The organism is Gleimia hominis (assembly GCF_032085515.1).
GTDB lineage: Bacteria > Actinomycetota > Actinomycetes > Actinomycetales > Actinomycetaceae > Gleimia > Gleimia hominis.
In genome coordinates, this window is sequence record NZ_JASXSX010000001.1 from 240748 (window position 1) to 254840 (window position 14093).

9 protein-coding genes are annotated in these 14093 nt (G+C 59.7%); 4 read left to right on the forward strand and 5 right to left on the reverse strand.

Annotated elements, in window-relative coordinates; all coding sequences use genetic code 11:
• Positions 1 to 2: 2 nt before the first annotated feature.
• From QS713_RS01120 to QS713_RS01130, 3 genes are read right to left on the reverse strand one after another with little or no spacing between them, the layout of a single operon-like run.
• Complete coding sequence (locus tag QS713_RS01120; RefSeq protein WP_313271756.1) at positions 3 to 1301, reverse strand: extracellular solute-binding protein; 1299 nt, start codon at positions 1299 to 1301, stop codon at positions 3 to 5.
• A 50-nt stretch (positions 1302 to 1351) separates the two neighbouring features.
• A complete protein-coding gene (locus QS713_RS01125) occupies positions 1352 to 2632 on the reverse strand; it encodes a hypothetical protein (protein WP_313271758.1) in 1281 nt (426 codons plus the stop codon).
• Between the two features lie 3 nt (positions 2633 to 2635).
• Entirely contained in the window at positions 2636 to 5743 is a 3108-nt protein-coding gene (locus QS713_RS01130) for an alpha-mannosidase (protein ID WP_313271759.1), read from the reverse strand.
• Positions 5744 to 5862: 119 nt separating this feature from the next.
• On the opposite strand from QS713_RS01130, the gene QS713_RS01135 reads away from it, so the two are divergent.
• Both QS713_RS01135 and QS713_RS01140 read left to right on the forward strand, forming a co-directional pair.
• On the forward strand, positions 5863 to 6864 hold the full coding sequence (locus QS713_RS01135) for a LacI family DNA-binding transcriptional regulator (protein WP_313271760.1): 1002 nt from the start codon (positions 5863 to 5865) through the stop codon (positions 6862 to 6864).
• 66 nt (positions 6865 to 6930) lie between these two features.
• Positions 6931 to 8376, forward strand: a complete 1446-nt coding sequence (locus QS713_RS01140) for a GuaB1 family IMP dehydrogenase-related protein (protein WP_313271762.1) — start codon at positions 6931 to 6933, stop codon at positions 8374 to 8376.
• 125 nt (positions 8377 to 8501) lie between these two features.
• Here the strand turns inward: QS713_RS01140 and QS713_RS01145 are convergent, their stop codons facing one another.
• Complete coding sequence (locus QS713_RS01145; protein WP_313271763.1) at positions 8502 to 9062, reverse strand: hypothetical protein; 561 nt, start codon at positions 9060 to 9062, stop codon at positions 8502 to 8504.
• Positions 9059 to 10624: an alpha/beta hydrolase gene (locus QS713_RS01150; protein WP_313271765.1), complete on the reverse strand. Its 1566-nt coding sequence runs from the start codon at positions 10622 to 10624 to the stop codon at positions 9059 to 9061. The genes QS713_RS01145 and QS713_RS01150 overlap by 4 nt, the downstream gene beginning before the upstream one ends.
• A 141-nt stretch (positions 10625 to 10765) precedes the next feature.
• On the opposite strand from QS713_RS01150, the gene QS713_RS01155 reads away from it, so the two are divergent.
• Positions 10766 to 10996 (forward strand): heavy-metal-associated domain-containing protein, encoded by a 231-nt coding sequence (locus QS713_RS01155; protein ID WP_313271767.1) that lies wholly within the window; start codon positions 10766 to 10768, stop codon positions 10994 to 10996.
• 197 nt (positions 10997 to 11193) lie between these two features.
• A complete protein-coding gene (locus tag QS713_RS01160) occupies positions 11194 to 13878 on the forward strand; it encodes a heavy metal translocating P-type ATPase (RefSeq protein WP_313271768.1) in 2685 nt (894 codons plus the stop codon).
• The last annotated feature ends 215 nt before the right edge of the window (positions 13879 to 14093 follow it).

The following is a 14093-nucleotide window of genomic DNA, read 5'->3' on the forward strand; positions in this document are numbered from 1 at the left end:
TTTTACTGCTCGATCATCGCGTTGCACTTTTGCACCGCGCTGTCCAGAGCTTCCTTCGGGGTCTTGTTACCCTGCAGTGCTAACGCAATTTCTTGCAGCACCGCGGTTTTCATTTCATCTGACATTTCCACAGGGGTCAGCAGCTCTGCCCGCTGCACGGTTTTACCGGACACGTCCAGCGCCTGCTTCATCAGATCTGTCTCTGACCCGTCCCGCAAGCTAGCAGCGTCTTTGTTACCTTCTTGCGTGCCGGGCATGAACCCTTTAGCGATCTTCACGAACGCCACTTGGTTTTCGTTATTCGTGAGGTACTTCGCGAGCGCCAACGCTGCCGCCGGATGCTTGGAGTTCTTCGCCACGGCCACGCCCTGCACCAGCAGTTGCGGAGTTTCCCACGGTTCGGTTACCTCCACTTTGCCTTCCAAGCTGGGGGCGTTGGTTACGACGTCGTCCGCGAACGAAGGAGTGGATTGGATGCCGGCGAGCGTTTCTTTGTAGAACGCTTCGTTGCCGATGTTGCCTTTATCTACCGCGGTGATTAGTTCCGCTGGGATAGCGCCCGCCTGGTAGAGTTTCGCGTATTCCTCAACGATTTTTACACCGTCTTCAGAGTTGAACGTGAACTTGCGTGCATCTGGGTCCCACACTTTAACGCCGCGGGCAGACAGTGTTCCGATTGAGGGAGCTTGCGACACCATGGCCACACCCTTCTCGGCTGCTTTCTGCGCGTCCGCCAGGAACTCCTCTTCGTTCGCTGGGGCCTTGTCAATACCCGCTTTCTTCAGCAAATCCTTGTTCCAGTAATTGAACGAAACCCCAAGGTACCACGGGTAGCCGTACGAGCCTTCGACCCCGGGGTACTGGTAGGCTTCCACCCCGCCTTTAACGTACTTGTCGAGGTCGTTGTTCTCTGCGGACTTTAGGTCCATGAGTTTACCGGCTTTAGCTAGAGGCAGGCCGAACTCTGGGGGAATGTTCACCACGTCGGGAAGCTCATCTGCGTTAGCTTGCTGAAGGAGCTTATCTTCGTACCCGTCGCCAGGCTGGTCCATCCACTTAACTTTGACTTTCGGGTTTTCTTTCTCGAAGTCTTTAACGAGTTTTTCAAAGTACGGGGTGAACTTGTCGTTCTTGAGCGACCAGGTTTGTAGCGTGATGTCACCGTCCACTTCACCTGCAGCTGCGTTCTTTTCACCCCCACCCTCGTTGCTGGTGCTGGACCCGCCAGTGCATGCCGTCATGCCGAGGGTTAAACCGCCGGCACAAGCGAGCGCCACGAGCTTCTTTGCTATGGATCGCATGGGATCTTCCTTTCTTATGGTTTCCTTACTTAGGTTTCCTAACGCAATAGCTATATCGAGTTTTTCGTTACTTGCAGAACGCGGGGGGCGCCGCGTTCAATGGCCTGCGCCCACTGCTCAAATATTTGCCCGCTGGGCCGCACCAGAACGCGCGCATCCTCGTGATCAACACTGGGAATCGCAATCGGGTCCGCCCCAGGTTCTTGAGGTTGAGGAGCCTGGCCCGGGGCCTCAGGTTGAGGAGTTTGTCCCGCGGCTTCTGGTTGCGGAGCCTGGCCCGGGGTCTCAGGTTGCCAAGCTTGATTCGGGATTTCAGGCTGCTGAGCTTGGTTTCCAATCCACTGGGAAAGCGCTTGTCCAACGGGTTTCACGTTTCCCTCAGAATCAAATAAACCCAAATCGTACTCAACGGCAGGGAACCCCGTGAGGCTGCGATGCACGTCGTGCGAACACCACCAGGTGACGGCCTCCACCCCAGGTACCGCCGCCACGTGCGACAGTGTGCGCGACACAAAAGCGGGAGCGTTCTTGGCGCTCAGGTAGTTCAGGGGCGCGCCAATTTCTTGCAGCCACAGGGGTTTAACCTGTCCCAACTCCGTCTGCCAGGCGCGCATGAGCTCCAGCAGGTAGCGGGCTAGCAACACTAATCGCGGGTGGTCTTTACCGTAGTGCTGGCCGATTTTGCCGAACACCCACGAATGCACTGTGGTGATATCCCCGCATTCCAACGCGTGCCGCGGTGTGAACGGCTGGGTGGGTTCAAACACTAAGTCGTCGTCGAACGAGAACGAGTGCTGCCCCGCCGGCCAGTACTCGTCAGCGGTGCTGAGCAGCTGGGTGAGCCACGCGCCCGCCTGCTGGGTCGTCAACTTGTGCCGCACTGGGTGGCGTGCAGCCGCGAACTGCACGATTTCGTTACCGAGCGAAAGCCCCGTTGTACCATCGACGTCCCGCAGCGCTTCCGCCAGCGCCCGCACCAGTGCCGCCTGTGCCTGCACCACCGTGGGGTCAGTGAAAATGTTGCTCTGATGCCAACTTTGCGTCCACGCGGGTAAGAAGTCGAACGACGACATGTGGCCCTGCAGCACGTCCACACTCACGGTCAACCCCCGCTGTGTCGCCAGCTGCGCGAGGGTGCGCACATCCTCCACCGCCTGAGCGCGAATGTGACTTGCGTTCGGCTGCAAAACTGGCCACAGCGGAAACACGCGCACGTGGTCCAAACCAAGCTGAGCGATCGCATCGAAGTCGCGCGCAGCCTCATCGGAATCAAAATCCAACCAAGAGTAGAACCAGCCGCTGCGCGGCACGTAGTTAACACCGACCTTCATCGCTTACGCCTTTACTCGCAAAGTCACAATCTGGAATGGGGCGAGCTCGAAGTGGGTTTCGTTATTTTCCGTCACCACACTTGGGAGCGTCACGTGCGTGTCCGCGGATTCCAGCACGTCCACCGCACTCACAGTTACGGGCCGGTCGAACTGGATCCGCGCATTCACCCGCGCTCCCACCGGTTCGTACCCGCGGATAATCACGTCCCCACTGCGGTCTTGCGCAAGCTTCACGGTCTCCACCACAAAGCCATCCGCAGCCTCAATGAACGTCGGTACCGCCCGCTCGCCCTTTGGGGTGGTCGAATCAGCGGCCGAACTGCTCGCGGCAGAAGTACGCACGGCAGAGTCGGTGGCCGAACCACCAGTTCGATCAATGGCCCGATCAGCGACCACATCAGCCGTGATGTGGCGCAGCGGGGCGTCCATGCGTTGCGTTCGAGCAACCGTGTCCCTCAAGCCCGCACCTGGGAAAATGCGGAAGTGGCGGGTGTGGTGCCCGCGGTCTTGAATCGGATCGGGGTAAATAGCGGCGCGCAGCAAAGACGCTCCAAGCGTCACGTACGTACCCCCGCCCTCGCGAACATGCCGGGAATGCGACCAGCCGTAGGTGGCCTCATTAGCAATCCCCACTCCAAAACCGGTCTCAGCCACGTGCACCCACCGGTGCGCAGCAACCTCAAACTTATTGGACTCCCACGTGGTGTTCTCGTTAATCGGACGGGTCAAGTACCCCATTTGTGTTTCATACGCCGCCTGATCCGTGTGCACATCCACCGGGAACTGCAACTTCAACAGCTTCTCGGTTTCCTGCCAGTTAGCATCCACCGTGACCTCCAGTGCCGCCTCTCCCTCAGGCAGGGCGTAGGTAACGGTGAAACTGGACTTACTCGTCCGGTAGTGCGCCACCACGCGATCACCGCGGGCTTCAACCCGGTCAGCCACCAGCGTGCGCTCACTCGCCTTGTAGAACTCGTCCAAATCCCACGCGTCCCACATGTTCGGGAAGTCTTGGTACAGGTTCAACCGGCCCAGCCGCTCCCCCGGGGGCACCACTTCGCGCCCATCCGCGCCGCGCAGCGATTCCACCAAACCATCCGCGCCGATGCGCACTGTCACCGCGTCGTTAGCAAGCTTCCAACCACCATCCACGGTTTCAAGTTTGGTCGGTGCCACGTGTTCAGGAACCCCCGCGGCGAACGCTCCCACCCCCTGGGTGGGTACCGCAGCGGCATTGAAGAAAAGGTCTTGCCCATCCGCGAGCGCTGCGCACGCTTCGGCAGCGATCTTTCCGGCGGCAGCTACCACGGCCGCGTGGTCGCGCTCGGCTTCCTCGTGCACCCACCCGATTGACGATCCGGGGAGGATGTCGTGGAACTGCAGTAACAGCGTGTTCTCCCACAGTTTCAGCAACTGCTCGTACGGGTATTCGAAGCGGCCTTCAAGCGCAGCCAGCGTGGCCCACAGTTCCGCTTCTCGTAACGCAGCCTCTGCCTGCCGGTTACCTAGTTTGGTATTTGCCTGCGAGGTGAGGGTACCGCGGTGCAGTTCCAAGTACAGCTCCCCCACCCACACGGGCACGTCCTGCCGCTCAGCCATCGCGCGGGCAAAGAACGCGTCCGGGGTTTCATGCGCGATCGTGGGCGCGCCGTACAGGTCCTCCATCCGCTCTGCCTGCTCAAGCATGTCCCGGGTTGGCCCACCGCCGCCGTCACCGTAACCGTATGGCAGCAGTGAGCTTGACGCCTGTGCTTTATCTTTAAAATTCGTTTCCGCATGCCGCACCTGCTCGGGGCTAATCTCTGCCCCGTAGGTGTCGACCGGTGGGAAGTGAGTGAACAGGCGGGTGCCGTCAATGCCTTCCCACTGCAGGGTATGGTGCGGAAATACATCCGTTTGGTTCCAAGAAATTTTCTGCGTGAGGAACCATTTGGCGCCCCCGAGTTTAGCGATCTGCGGTAGTGCGGCAGAGTATCCGAATGAGTCTGGCAGCCACACGCCATCACAGCGGACCCCGAGTTTGTTTTCAAAATACTCTTGCCCCAGTAGGAGTTGCCGGCACAGTGATTCCCCACTGGGAAGCATCGCGTCGGGCTCCACCCACATGCCTCCAACGGGCACAATCTTGCCTTTTTCTACCCACTTCTTGAGGCGGGCGAACAGTTCGGGGTGATCCTCTTCGAGCCAGGCCACGTGTTGGGCAGCTGGGAGCGCGAAAATCATTTCATGTCCGTCGTCGAGCAGGCGCAGCACGTTAGAGATTGTGCGGGCAACTTTGCGCCGGGTTTCACGCACCGGCCACAACCACGCGGAGTCAATGTGAGCATGCCCCACTGCCGTTAGGTGGTGAGCGTGTTTACTAGCGTGGTCAGCCAGCACGGGTTCAAGGACGCGGCGGGCCGCGGGTGCGCTCCCCTTAATATCATCTAGATCCACCGCGTCCAAGGCTTGGTTGACGACCTGGGCGAAACGCAGCCGCAACGCGTCGTCATCACTGTAGGTTTGGGCAAGTTCAGACAGGATTTCAATGTCGAACGCCAAGCCCCTCACCTGGTCGTTGACCTCCACCACTTGCGCGCCCGCCACCTTGTAGATGTGCTCAGCTGGGCTCGTGGTTTTGCGGCCTAACTGTGTGGGTTCAAACGGCGGGATTCCCAGCAGCAAGGGGTTTGCCGCGGCCTCAATGTAGAAACAAAAATCTTCCCCCGCAGTAAGTGGAATCCACGTGTTACGCGGATTAACAGCTTTAACGATCTGCCCATCCGGGGTGTAAACAAGACCCTCAGACTGGAAGCCGGGCGAGTGGTCTTCCCACCCTAGATCAACGTGTAACTCCACGGTTTGATTGGTTTTAGGAGCGCTCCCCTCCAGCTTGAACCAAGTGGTTCCCCAAGCTGGGCCCCACGTCTGTCCGATTTCGAACGGCTCGTAAGTAGCTTTTATAGCGGTTTCAAAGGACACTGGTTCGCCCTGACCAGGCCGGGTTGGGTCTTGTGTTACGTTCCATGCGGACACGTTCACATCTGCGAGTTTTGTGAACTGCGCGGGGCGGATACGTTCAACGAGCGTGCGCTTTGCGCGAGCTTCAAACAGATGATGATTGTCGTGCATGTTGCCTCCTTGCCACTTCCACTAAATAAACTAAACCGCTATAGTGGAGTTTGTCAAGGCTTAACGCGCAGTTATTTCAAATAACTGAACACCTTTAGTGATTGAGGTAACATAGATTTATGTCTAGGTTGACTATCCGCGATATTGCTCAGGAGGCCGGCGTGTCCCCCGGTGCCGTTAGTTTTGCGCTGAACGGCAAACCTGGGGTTTCGGAGGCCACTCGCACCCGCATCATCAATATCGCCAACGATTTAGGGTGGCAACCAGACCCGGCGGCGAAAGCGTTGTCGCTACGGAAAACAGATGCGCTCGGCATCGTCCTCACCCGCCCACCTCAAACGGTGCGCGACGAAGGGTTCTACTTCCCATTCCTGTGCGGCCTAGCGGAAGTGTTCGCGGAATCCTCCCGCCCCCTCGTGTTCCGCCTGGCGCAAACCATTGCGCAAGAAGTGGAGATTTATAAGCAGTGGGCCTCAAACCACCGGGTTGGGGGCGTGGTGCTGGTGGACCTCAAGGATAATGATCCCCGCCCGCAGATTGTGAAAGACCTGGGCCTGGCTTCCGTGTCGGTGGGGCACGATCAGGGCGCGGGGTCGTCGATTTCTGTGGACGACGCGCTGGCGATGCATGCGGTAGTGAACCACGTGTTCGCGCAAGGTTTCCGCTTTCCCGCCTACGTTTCTGGGATTGAAACGTTTACACACACGACGGTGCGGAAGAAAGCGTTTCTAGATAAGGCGCGCGATTTGGGGTTGGAGCAGGCGTACGCGTTCAACTCCGATTACACGGAGGATTCGGGCGCAGCGATTACCCGCATGATTGTGGAACGCCATCCGGAAGTGGACGTGATTATTTACGATAACGAGATGCTCACATTGGGCGGTGTTAACTATCTTTTGTCGCAAGGCAAAGCGATTCCCGCTGATGTTGGCGTGTTTAGTTGGGAAGATTCGGTATTGTGCCGGGTTTTCTCCCCTTCTATTTCCACGTTGTCGCGTGATCCTGAGGCCCTGGGGCGCGCGAGTGCACAAGTGCTGATCGATGCGATGGATTCTGGTGAAGATCAACACCGGGTAATGCCTAGCCCTCAGGTGGTTCAACGCGCCACCACTAGCGTGTAGGCGCTATGTAACCACGCGCCCCTGTGAGTTGCTTCAAACCGCGTGGTTTTTGGGTAGGCTTGGCGTGTGAAGTTCCTCAATAATCTTTTGCCCTCATTCGATCTGACGTACGACGACGTGTTCATGGTGCCGTCGCGTTCTGACGTGGGTTCGCGCCGCCGCGTGGACCTGACTACGAGTGATGGGACGGGCACCACCATTCCCCTGGTGGTTGCCAATATGACGGCGATTTCGGGTAAACGGATGGCAGAGACGGTGGCGCGCCGCGGGGGGATTGCGATTATTCCGCAAGACATTCCGTTGGACGTGGTGGTTTCCACGGTTTCTGAGGTGAAAGCCAGCCACCTGGTATACGACACGCCCGTGGTGGTGAAACCGCATCACACGTGCGGGTATGCGCTGGGCTTGATGCCGAAACGCTCCCACGGGGCCGCGGTGGTGGTGAACCCGGAGACGAACGTGCCGGTGGGCATGGTGGACATGTCTGATGTGATGGACGTGGACCGGTTCACGCAGGTGCGTGAAGTGATGACTACGAAACTGATGACGTTACCCGAGGGCATTGACCCGGTGGAGGCGTTTGACCAGTTGAAATCCGAGCACCGCAAACTGGCGCCCGTGGTGAATAAGGCCGGTGAGCTGGTGGGATTACTAACCCGGCAGGGAGCGTTGCGTTCCACGATTTACAAACCTGCGGTGGATGCGCAGAACCAGTTGCGGATCGGCGCGGCAATCGGGATGAACCGCAACCCCGCGCAGCGCGCAGTGGAGCTAGTGCAGGCTGGGGTGGATGTGATTGTTGTGGACACGGCGCACGGCCACCAGTCGAAGATGATGGATGCGGTACGGCAGGTGCGCAGCGCTCTGCCAGATGGGTTCCCGATTGCAGCGGGGAACGTGGTGGCCGCACCTGGGGTACGTGATTTAGTTGAGGCGGGCGCGTCGATCGTTAAGGTCGGGGTGGGCCCGGGCGCGATGTGCACCACGCGGATGCAGACCGGGGTTGGGCGCCCGCAGTTCTCCGCAGTTTTGGAGTGTGCGGCTGCCGCGAAAGAGTTGGGTGCGCACGTGTGGGCTGACGGGGGTGTGCGCCATCCGCGGGACGTGGCGTTGGCGTTGGCCGCGGGGGCGTCTAACGTGATGATTGGTTCGTGGTTCGCTGGCACCTATGAGTCGCCCGGTGACGTGCAGTTCGACGCGCACCAACGCATGTATAAGGAATCGTTTGGGATGGCTTCTAAACGCGCGGTTACGCGCCGTACTTCCGGCGAGTCTGATTTTGATCGGGCCCGCAAAGCCCTATTTGAGGAGGGCATCTCGGTGGCCCGCATGTACATTGACCCAGAACGCCCCGGGGTGGAGGACCTGATTGACCAGATCGTTTCTGGCGTACGGTCTTCGTTCACCTACGCGGGTGCACGCACGATCGAACAGTTCCAAGAACGCGCGATCGTGGGCCTGCAATCAGCATCCGGCTACCGCGAAGGCGCACCCGTGCCCACCTCTTGGTGAGGAGCATGCCAAACCCCAGTAACGGGCGCACTTAAGGAGTCGGGCCAGGTGAGGGCGCACTTAAGGGTTCCGCGGCAATTAAGGGAGCCGGCTGTTTTGTGGCGCCGGGTCGTTTAATTACGTAATTATGGGCGCCAGGTCGGGTCGGCAGCGGGCGCACCGTAACGTTCGTACAGTTCCGCCGGCCGGGCCGTGGCGTCACTGAACCCAGCGCTGCGCAAATCCCATTCACTGTCCGCATGCTCTCCGACTTGCGCTTGCACGCTAATGGAAATCGGAGCTGGGGTACCCCAGTTCCACACGGTCCGAGCTACCTCGTCCAACAGAGCACACAGTGCCTCAGGCGCTTGCTGACCAGTCGGATGCTGAGCCATATCCTGCACCTTGAGGGTCACTTGTGCGAGCGCTGGCTTACCGAACCCGCGGCGTACCTGGGCGGAAACGGAAACGAAACCGTGTCGGCCCTCCAGTTCTTGGGCTAAGTGCCGCGCCAGATCATCTGCCGCCACATCTGGGTTACGCAAGAACTTTAACGCGGTCGACGCAGCCAGAATACTTGCGCCGATACCACCAATGATCAGGGGATTACGCACTTCCGGCACTTTACCGGAACGGAACTTGTTCACCGGAAAACGCTTGCGTCGCCCCCGCGCATCCCTTGTTCCAAACAGGTCACGGAACCTCATTCACTACCTCCAAACCCCGGCAACGGTACTTCCGGGGGCTGCCACACGGGCCCCATGTGTTCGTATACAGAGTCAATCGAGGGTGGCCCTCCCTCAAGGATGTCTTGTGAAATCTCAAAATGGTACACGCGCGTCTGCTCCCCCGGGTGCGCTAACTGTTCTTGAAGTTTGCGTACCGCCCGCCCCATGCGCGAAAACGGTTCCACGCGGGCGCGGCGCTCTAACAGGCGAATCGTGTCGGTGTAAGTCGCAGAAGAATGCGCGTAATACAGTGCGCCGCTGCGGGGGCGGTTAAGACGCCGCCCCACCACTACGCGGTCGGTGGTTAGGCGGCGGGGGCGCCCGTCGAACGCGGGGATCACATCTTGGTCGTGCTCCACTGCAATCGCAGTTACGCCCGCGGGGATGCGCACGCGCCGGCCAGGTACCCCCAGGGTCACAATCCCATCTATCGCCAAAGCTTGCTCTTGAAGCAGCCCGAGGGCCACCATGCCACCTTGCGAATGCCCCACAATGGTTACGCGTTCCCGATCGGACCCAGCTGGGTCGAGCCCTTCAGCTTCCATGGCTTGCCGGAATGCTGCTAGTACCCCCATGCGGACTGCGGACCGCAGGCCCAGCATTTCGCGGATATTCGTTTCGGTACCCGCGGGGTTGTGGGTGGTGCGCAGCTCAACTGAGTCCGTCCCGGGGATTGAGATGAGCCAGCGCCGCTGCGGCCCCGCTCCCACCCGGGTGATTTTCACGATCGCGCCCGTGGTTTCAGCCCAGTAAATGTCATCAATGTCCGCCGCCATGTCTTGCAGTGATTCGGGGGCGGTAAATCGCCTTACTTGCCCGTGGGCGTGACCGCGAGGCAGTGGGCGTTCCCGCCCGTCCTCATACATTAAATCTGCCCGCACGTCACCACCTCTGAACCGGCCCATGGCAGTGCCGGCGGCGAGGAAAAAGGACATGAACGATTCGTATCCGCCGCGTGGGAGGCGGGCGATCCGCTCGGCCAGTTGGCTGCTATGCGACGGGTGGAGCAGCTGATCTACCCGCAGGCCACTGCGGTAGGCGGCAGACACGGCGTGTGCAACCCGGCAGACCGCTTGGATCACCAAGGTGTCCAGACCGGGCATGTCAAAGAACACGCGTTGGGAATCTTCAACGATTTGCTCGCCCCGCGCCGCCACTTGCCCTTCCATTTGCGCACGTACCCCAGCGTCCCACACGGGTAGGGACGCGAAGATTCCCGCGGCCGCGTTACCTGCCAATCGGCCGATGAGAGGGGCCAGTTGCCGGGCCCCTTCTATTAGCAGCATCGTTTCTGGCACCTGGCGGGCAGAGTAATAGTGGTGCAGCTGCGCCTGCCCCGGCGCGTTGGTTTGAGGGCGGCTTCTGCTGCTAGTGTGCGCGCTGCCCCGTTGGTAATGACCCCGCTGGTAAGTACCTGTCTTGGTGGGGGTGCGCTGGGCGCCAAATCGAGGTGGTTGAACACCTTCGTCACCGGGTTTTGAGGCATTTTGGCGCGTGTGTGCGGTCAGTAGCTTCCGAATCGCGTTGCCCAGTACCCCCATGGGTTTAGTCTATGGTTTTCACCCCCACCTGGCAGCGCAGAGGTCAATAAACACCCTAGACACGCATACCCCTCGGGGGTATAGTCGGAGACGGTTCCCATATTGCATTAGAACTGGGAAGCGGGATTTGTAGGAGGAAACATGAGTGCTTTCACGCTAGATGTTAAGGGTTTGACTTGCGGGCATTGCGTTGCGTCCGTGAAGGAAGAACTGGGGGAGATCGACGGAGTTGACACGGTCGATGTGGATTTGAATGCGGGTGAGGACAAGGTCAGCCACGCCCGAGTTGAAGCTTCGAAGGAGATTTCGGACGACGCGATCCGCGAAGCCATTAACGAGGCCGGTTACGACCTGGTTTCGATCAACCGGTAAACCGAGTTTCGATTAACCGATAAGTAGAAGCGAGTTAAACCGACCCCGCACGCATCCAGATTGTGCGGGGTGGTTGGTGTTTTTGGTTAGTGTTTTTGATATCAGGGCCGCCGGGTTCTGGTAGACGTCGAAGCCGTTAGGTTTTTATGCTTCTAAGTCAGTTTTTATACGCCGGATTTTTGAGTTAGGGAGGCAGCATGCAGCACGCGCAGATTGGTGAGGATGTGCAGCGCCGCGCACAGGATCTTAAGCGGCGTTTCTTTGTGGCGGTGGGGTTCGCTGTTCCCGTGATGGCCCTGTCGATGGTGCCCGCGTGGCAGTTCACCGGCTGGCAGTGGGTAGTGGCGGCGCTGGCTGCGCCGGTGGTGACGTGGTGCGCGTGGCCATTCCACGTGGCGGCGTTCCGCGCGGCCCGGCATGGCTCGTCTACCATGGACACGCTGGTTTCGATGGGCGTTATTGTTGCTTCCTTGTGGTCGGTTTGGGCGCTGTTGTTCGGGGGTGCGGGCACCCTTGGGATGCAGATGGACATGTCCCTCATGCCGAAGGATGCATCTACGTCGCATGCAGAGATTTATTTTGAGGCCGCAACCATGGTCACCACGTTCCTGCTAGCCGGGAGGTGGGCTGAGGCGCGGACGCGTTACCGGGCGGGTGATGCGCTGAGGTCCTTGTTGGAACTGGGGGCGAAGAAAGCTCACCGGGTGGTGCCTGCTGGTGGGGTGGAACTGGTGGATGTTGACGCGCTGCAGGTGGGTGACCTGGTGGTGGTTAAGCCCGGGGAGAAGATTCCAACTGATGGGCGCGTGGTGCGTGGGCACGCGGCTTTGGATACGTCGCTGCTTACGGGTGAGAGCGCCCCCGTTCAGGTGGGTGTGGATGATGAGGTTACGGGCGCCACGATTAACACGGATGGCCAGTTGACCGTTGAGGTCACTCGCGTGGGGTCCGACACGACTTTGGCGCGGATTGGGCAGATGGTTACCGATGCGCAGGCGGGTAAAGCACCGGTGCAGCGTTTAGCGGATCGAGTGTCTGCAGTGTTCGTGCCGGCGGTGCTGGTGATTTCGCTGTTAACTCTGGTGGGGTGGCTCATTTGGGGGCCGGGTGTACAGCCAGCGTTCACAGCAGCGGTGGCGGTGTTGGTGATTGCATGTCCGTGCGCACTGGGTTTGGCTACGCCCACTGCACTGCTGGTTGGGTCAGGCCGGGCAGCGCAGCTGGGGATTGTTATTAAGGGCCCTGAGATTTTGGAATCCACCCGGCAGATCGACACCGCTGTGTTAGATAAAACCGGGACGATCACTAAAGCGCAGATGCATGTGGACCGCTTTGTGCCAGCCGAGCCGCGTTTCGCTGGTAAGCATGCGCACTCGCGAAAGCATCAGTCAGAAGAGAACCGTGGATCCGCGCCAGCTCATTCTGCCGACGGGCCGCTTTTAGCTGCCGCTGTTGAGGCCGGTTCGTCGCATCCGATTGCGCAGGCAATTGCGGACTACGGAAACCAACCTGGTGACCGCTCGGATGTCGATGCCTCTGAGTTCATTAACCACGCGGGCCATGGGGTTAGCGCCACCGTGGCAGACCAGCGCGTGTTCGTTGGCAGCCCCAAGTGGATGGCATCAATCGGGTTTGATACTTCCGCGCTGGCTGAACAAATCACAGCCGGTGAGGAATCCGGTGCCACCGTGAGCCTAGTTGCCACCGCTCCCCTCACCGTAGTTACTTCGACCACCGACACCGCCGCCAACACGGCAGCTGCCAGCACTTCGGCTGCCGGCGCCTCTACGCAGGAAAGTGCTGGCGAAAATCCCGCCGTGGGCTCTGCTGCGCCCATGGAGCCAGGGGCGGATGGTTCCGCTGCGCCCACGGGGTCGCACGCGGATGAGGCGGCTGCCCCTCAGGCGCTTTATTCTGTGGATCTTGCGGTCGGGGGGATGACGTGCGCGTCTTGTGTGCGGCGAGTGGAACGCAAGTTGAAGAAGCTTCCGGGTGTGGATGCGCAGGTGAACTTGGCGACCGAGCAGGCGCAAGTGAAACTATTTGACGACGTCAGCGACCAGGATCTGGTGGACACCGTTGAGAAAGCTGGGTACACCGCCACCGTTTTGGGCCGTCGCGACTTAGCTTCCGCCGCCTCCACCGCTTCCCCCGAGGTTCCGACTGCCCTTAAAGCACCCGCTTCAGCTGGTTCCCCGGCTTCAGCTGATTCTCCTGTCTCGGTGGGTGCGCCCGTTTCTTCTGGTTCGTCCATTTCGCGTGAGGCACCGGGCGGGCCTACACAGTTTGGCGCCAACCCGCGGGTGAGTGACGGCGTGGTTTTGGGGGCTTTTTGGGTTCGTGATGAGGTGAAGGAGTCCTCGGCTGACGCGGTGCAGCAGTTGCGTGGCCTTGGGGTGGAGCCGGTGTTGTTGACCGGTGACAATGAGCGCGCAGCCCAGCATGTTGCAAACCAGGTGGGGATCAGCCAGGTGCACGCCGGCGTACTACCCGACGATAAACGGGACGTGGTGGCGGACCTGCAGCGGGACGGTCACGTTGTCGCGATGGTTGGTGACGGGGTGAATGATGCGGCGGCTTTAGCTCAGGCGGGGACGCGTGGCTTAGGGATGGCTATGGGTTCGGGAACGGAAGTGGCGATTGAAGCTGCGGACATTACCTTGATGGGTTCGGACCCGCAGGCAGTTGCAACTGCTATCCGGATTTCGCGATCTACCCTGAGGGTTATTAAACAGAACCTGTTCTGGGCGTTTGCCTATAACGTTGCGGCGATTCCACTGGCGATCGCGGGCCTGCTGAACCCCATGATCGCAGGCGCAGCAATGGCATGCTCCTCAGTTATTGTTGTGCTGAACTCACTGCGGTTAAAAACCGCGAAATAGGTGCTAGAAGAACACTAGCTTCATCCCCATCACATTAGTTGTCCCCGCGAGTCACGCGACCCGCGGGGACAACTAAACCAGTTGACACAAACGACTGGAGCACTGATAAGACCCGGCTCAACAAACAGACCTATGGCCGGGAAGTCCGCCCAACTGTGAAATCAGGCCGGCAAAAAACCAGTTGAACCGCAACGGCAGCAGCGTCAGGTTAACGC

Bases quoted from the DNA above. Each gene is read 5' to 3' on its own strand.
- QS713_RS01120 (WP_313271756.1), bottom strand. From the start codon at position 1,301: ATGCGATCCATAGCAAAGAAGCTCGTGGCGCTCGCTTGTGCCGGCGGT.
- QS713_RS01125 (WP_313271758.1), bottom strand. From the start codon at position 2,632: ATGAAGGTCGGTGTTAACTACGTGCCGCGCAGCGGCTGGTTCTACTCT.
- QS713_RS01130 (WP_313271759.1), bottom strand. From the start codon at position 5,743: ATGCACGACAATCATCATCTGTTTGAAGCTCGCGCAAAGCGCACGCTC.
- QS713_RS01135 (WP_313271760.1), top strand. From the start codon at position 5,863: ATGTCTAGGTTGACTATCCGCGATATTGCTCAGGAGGCCGGCGTGTCC.
- QS713_RS01145 (WP_313271763.1), bottom strand. From the start codon at position 9,062: ATGAGGTTCCGTGACCTGTTTGGAACAAGGGATGCGCGGGGGCGACGC.
- QS713_RS01150 (WP_313271765.1), bottom strand. From the start codon at position 10,624: ATGGGGGTACTGGGCAACGCGATTCGGAAGCTACTGACCGCACACACG.
- QS713_RS01155 (WP_313271767.1), top strand. From the start codon at position 10,766: ATGAGTGCTTTCACGCTAGATGTTAAGGGTTTGACTTGCGGGCATTGC.
- QS713_RS01160 (WP_313271768.1), top strand. From the start codon at position 11,194: ATGCAGCACGCGCAGATTGGTGAGGATGTGCAGCGCCGCGCACAGGAT.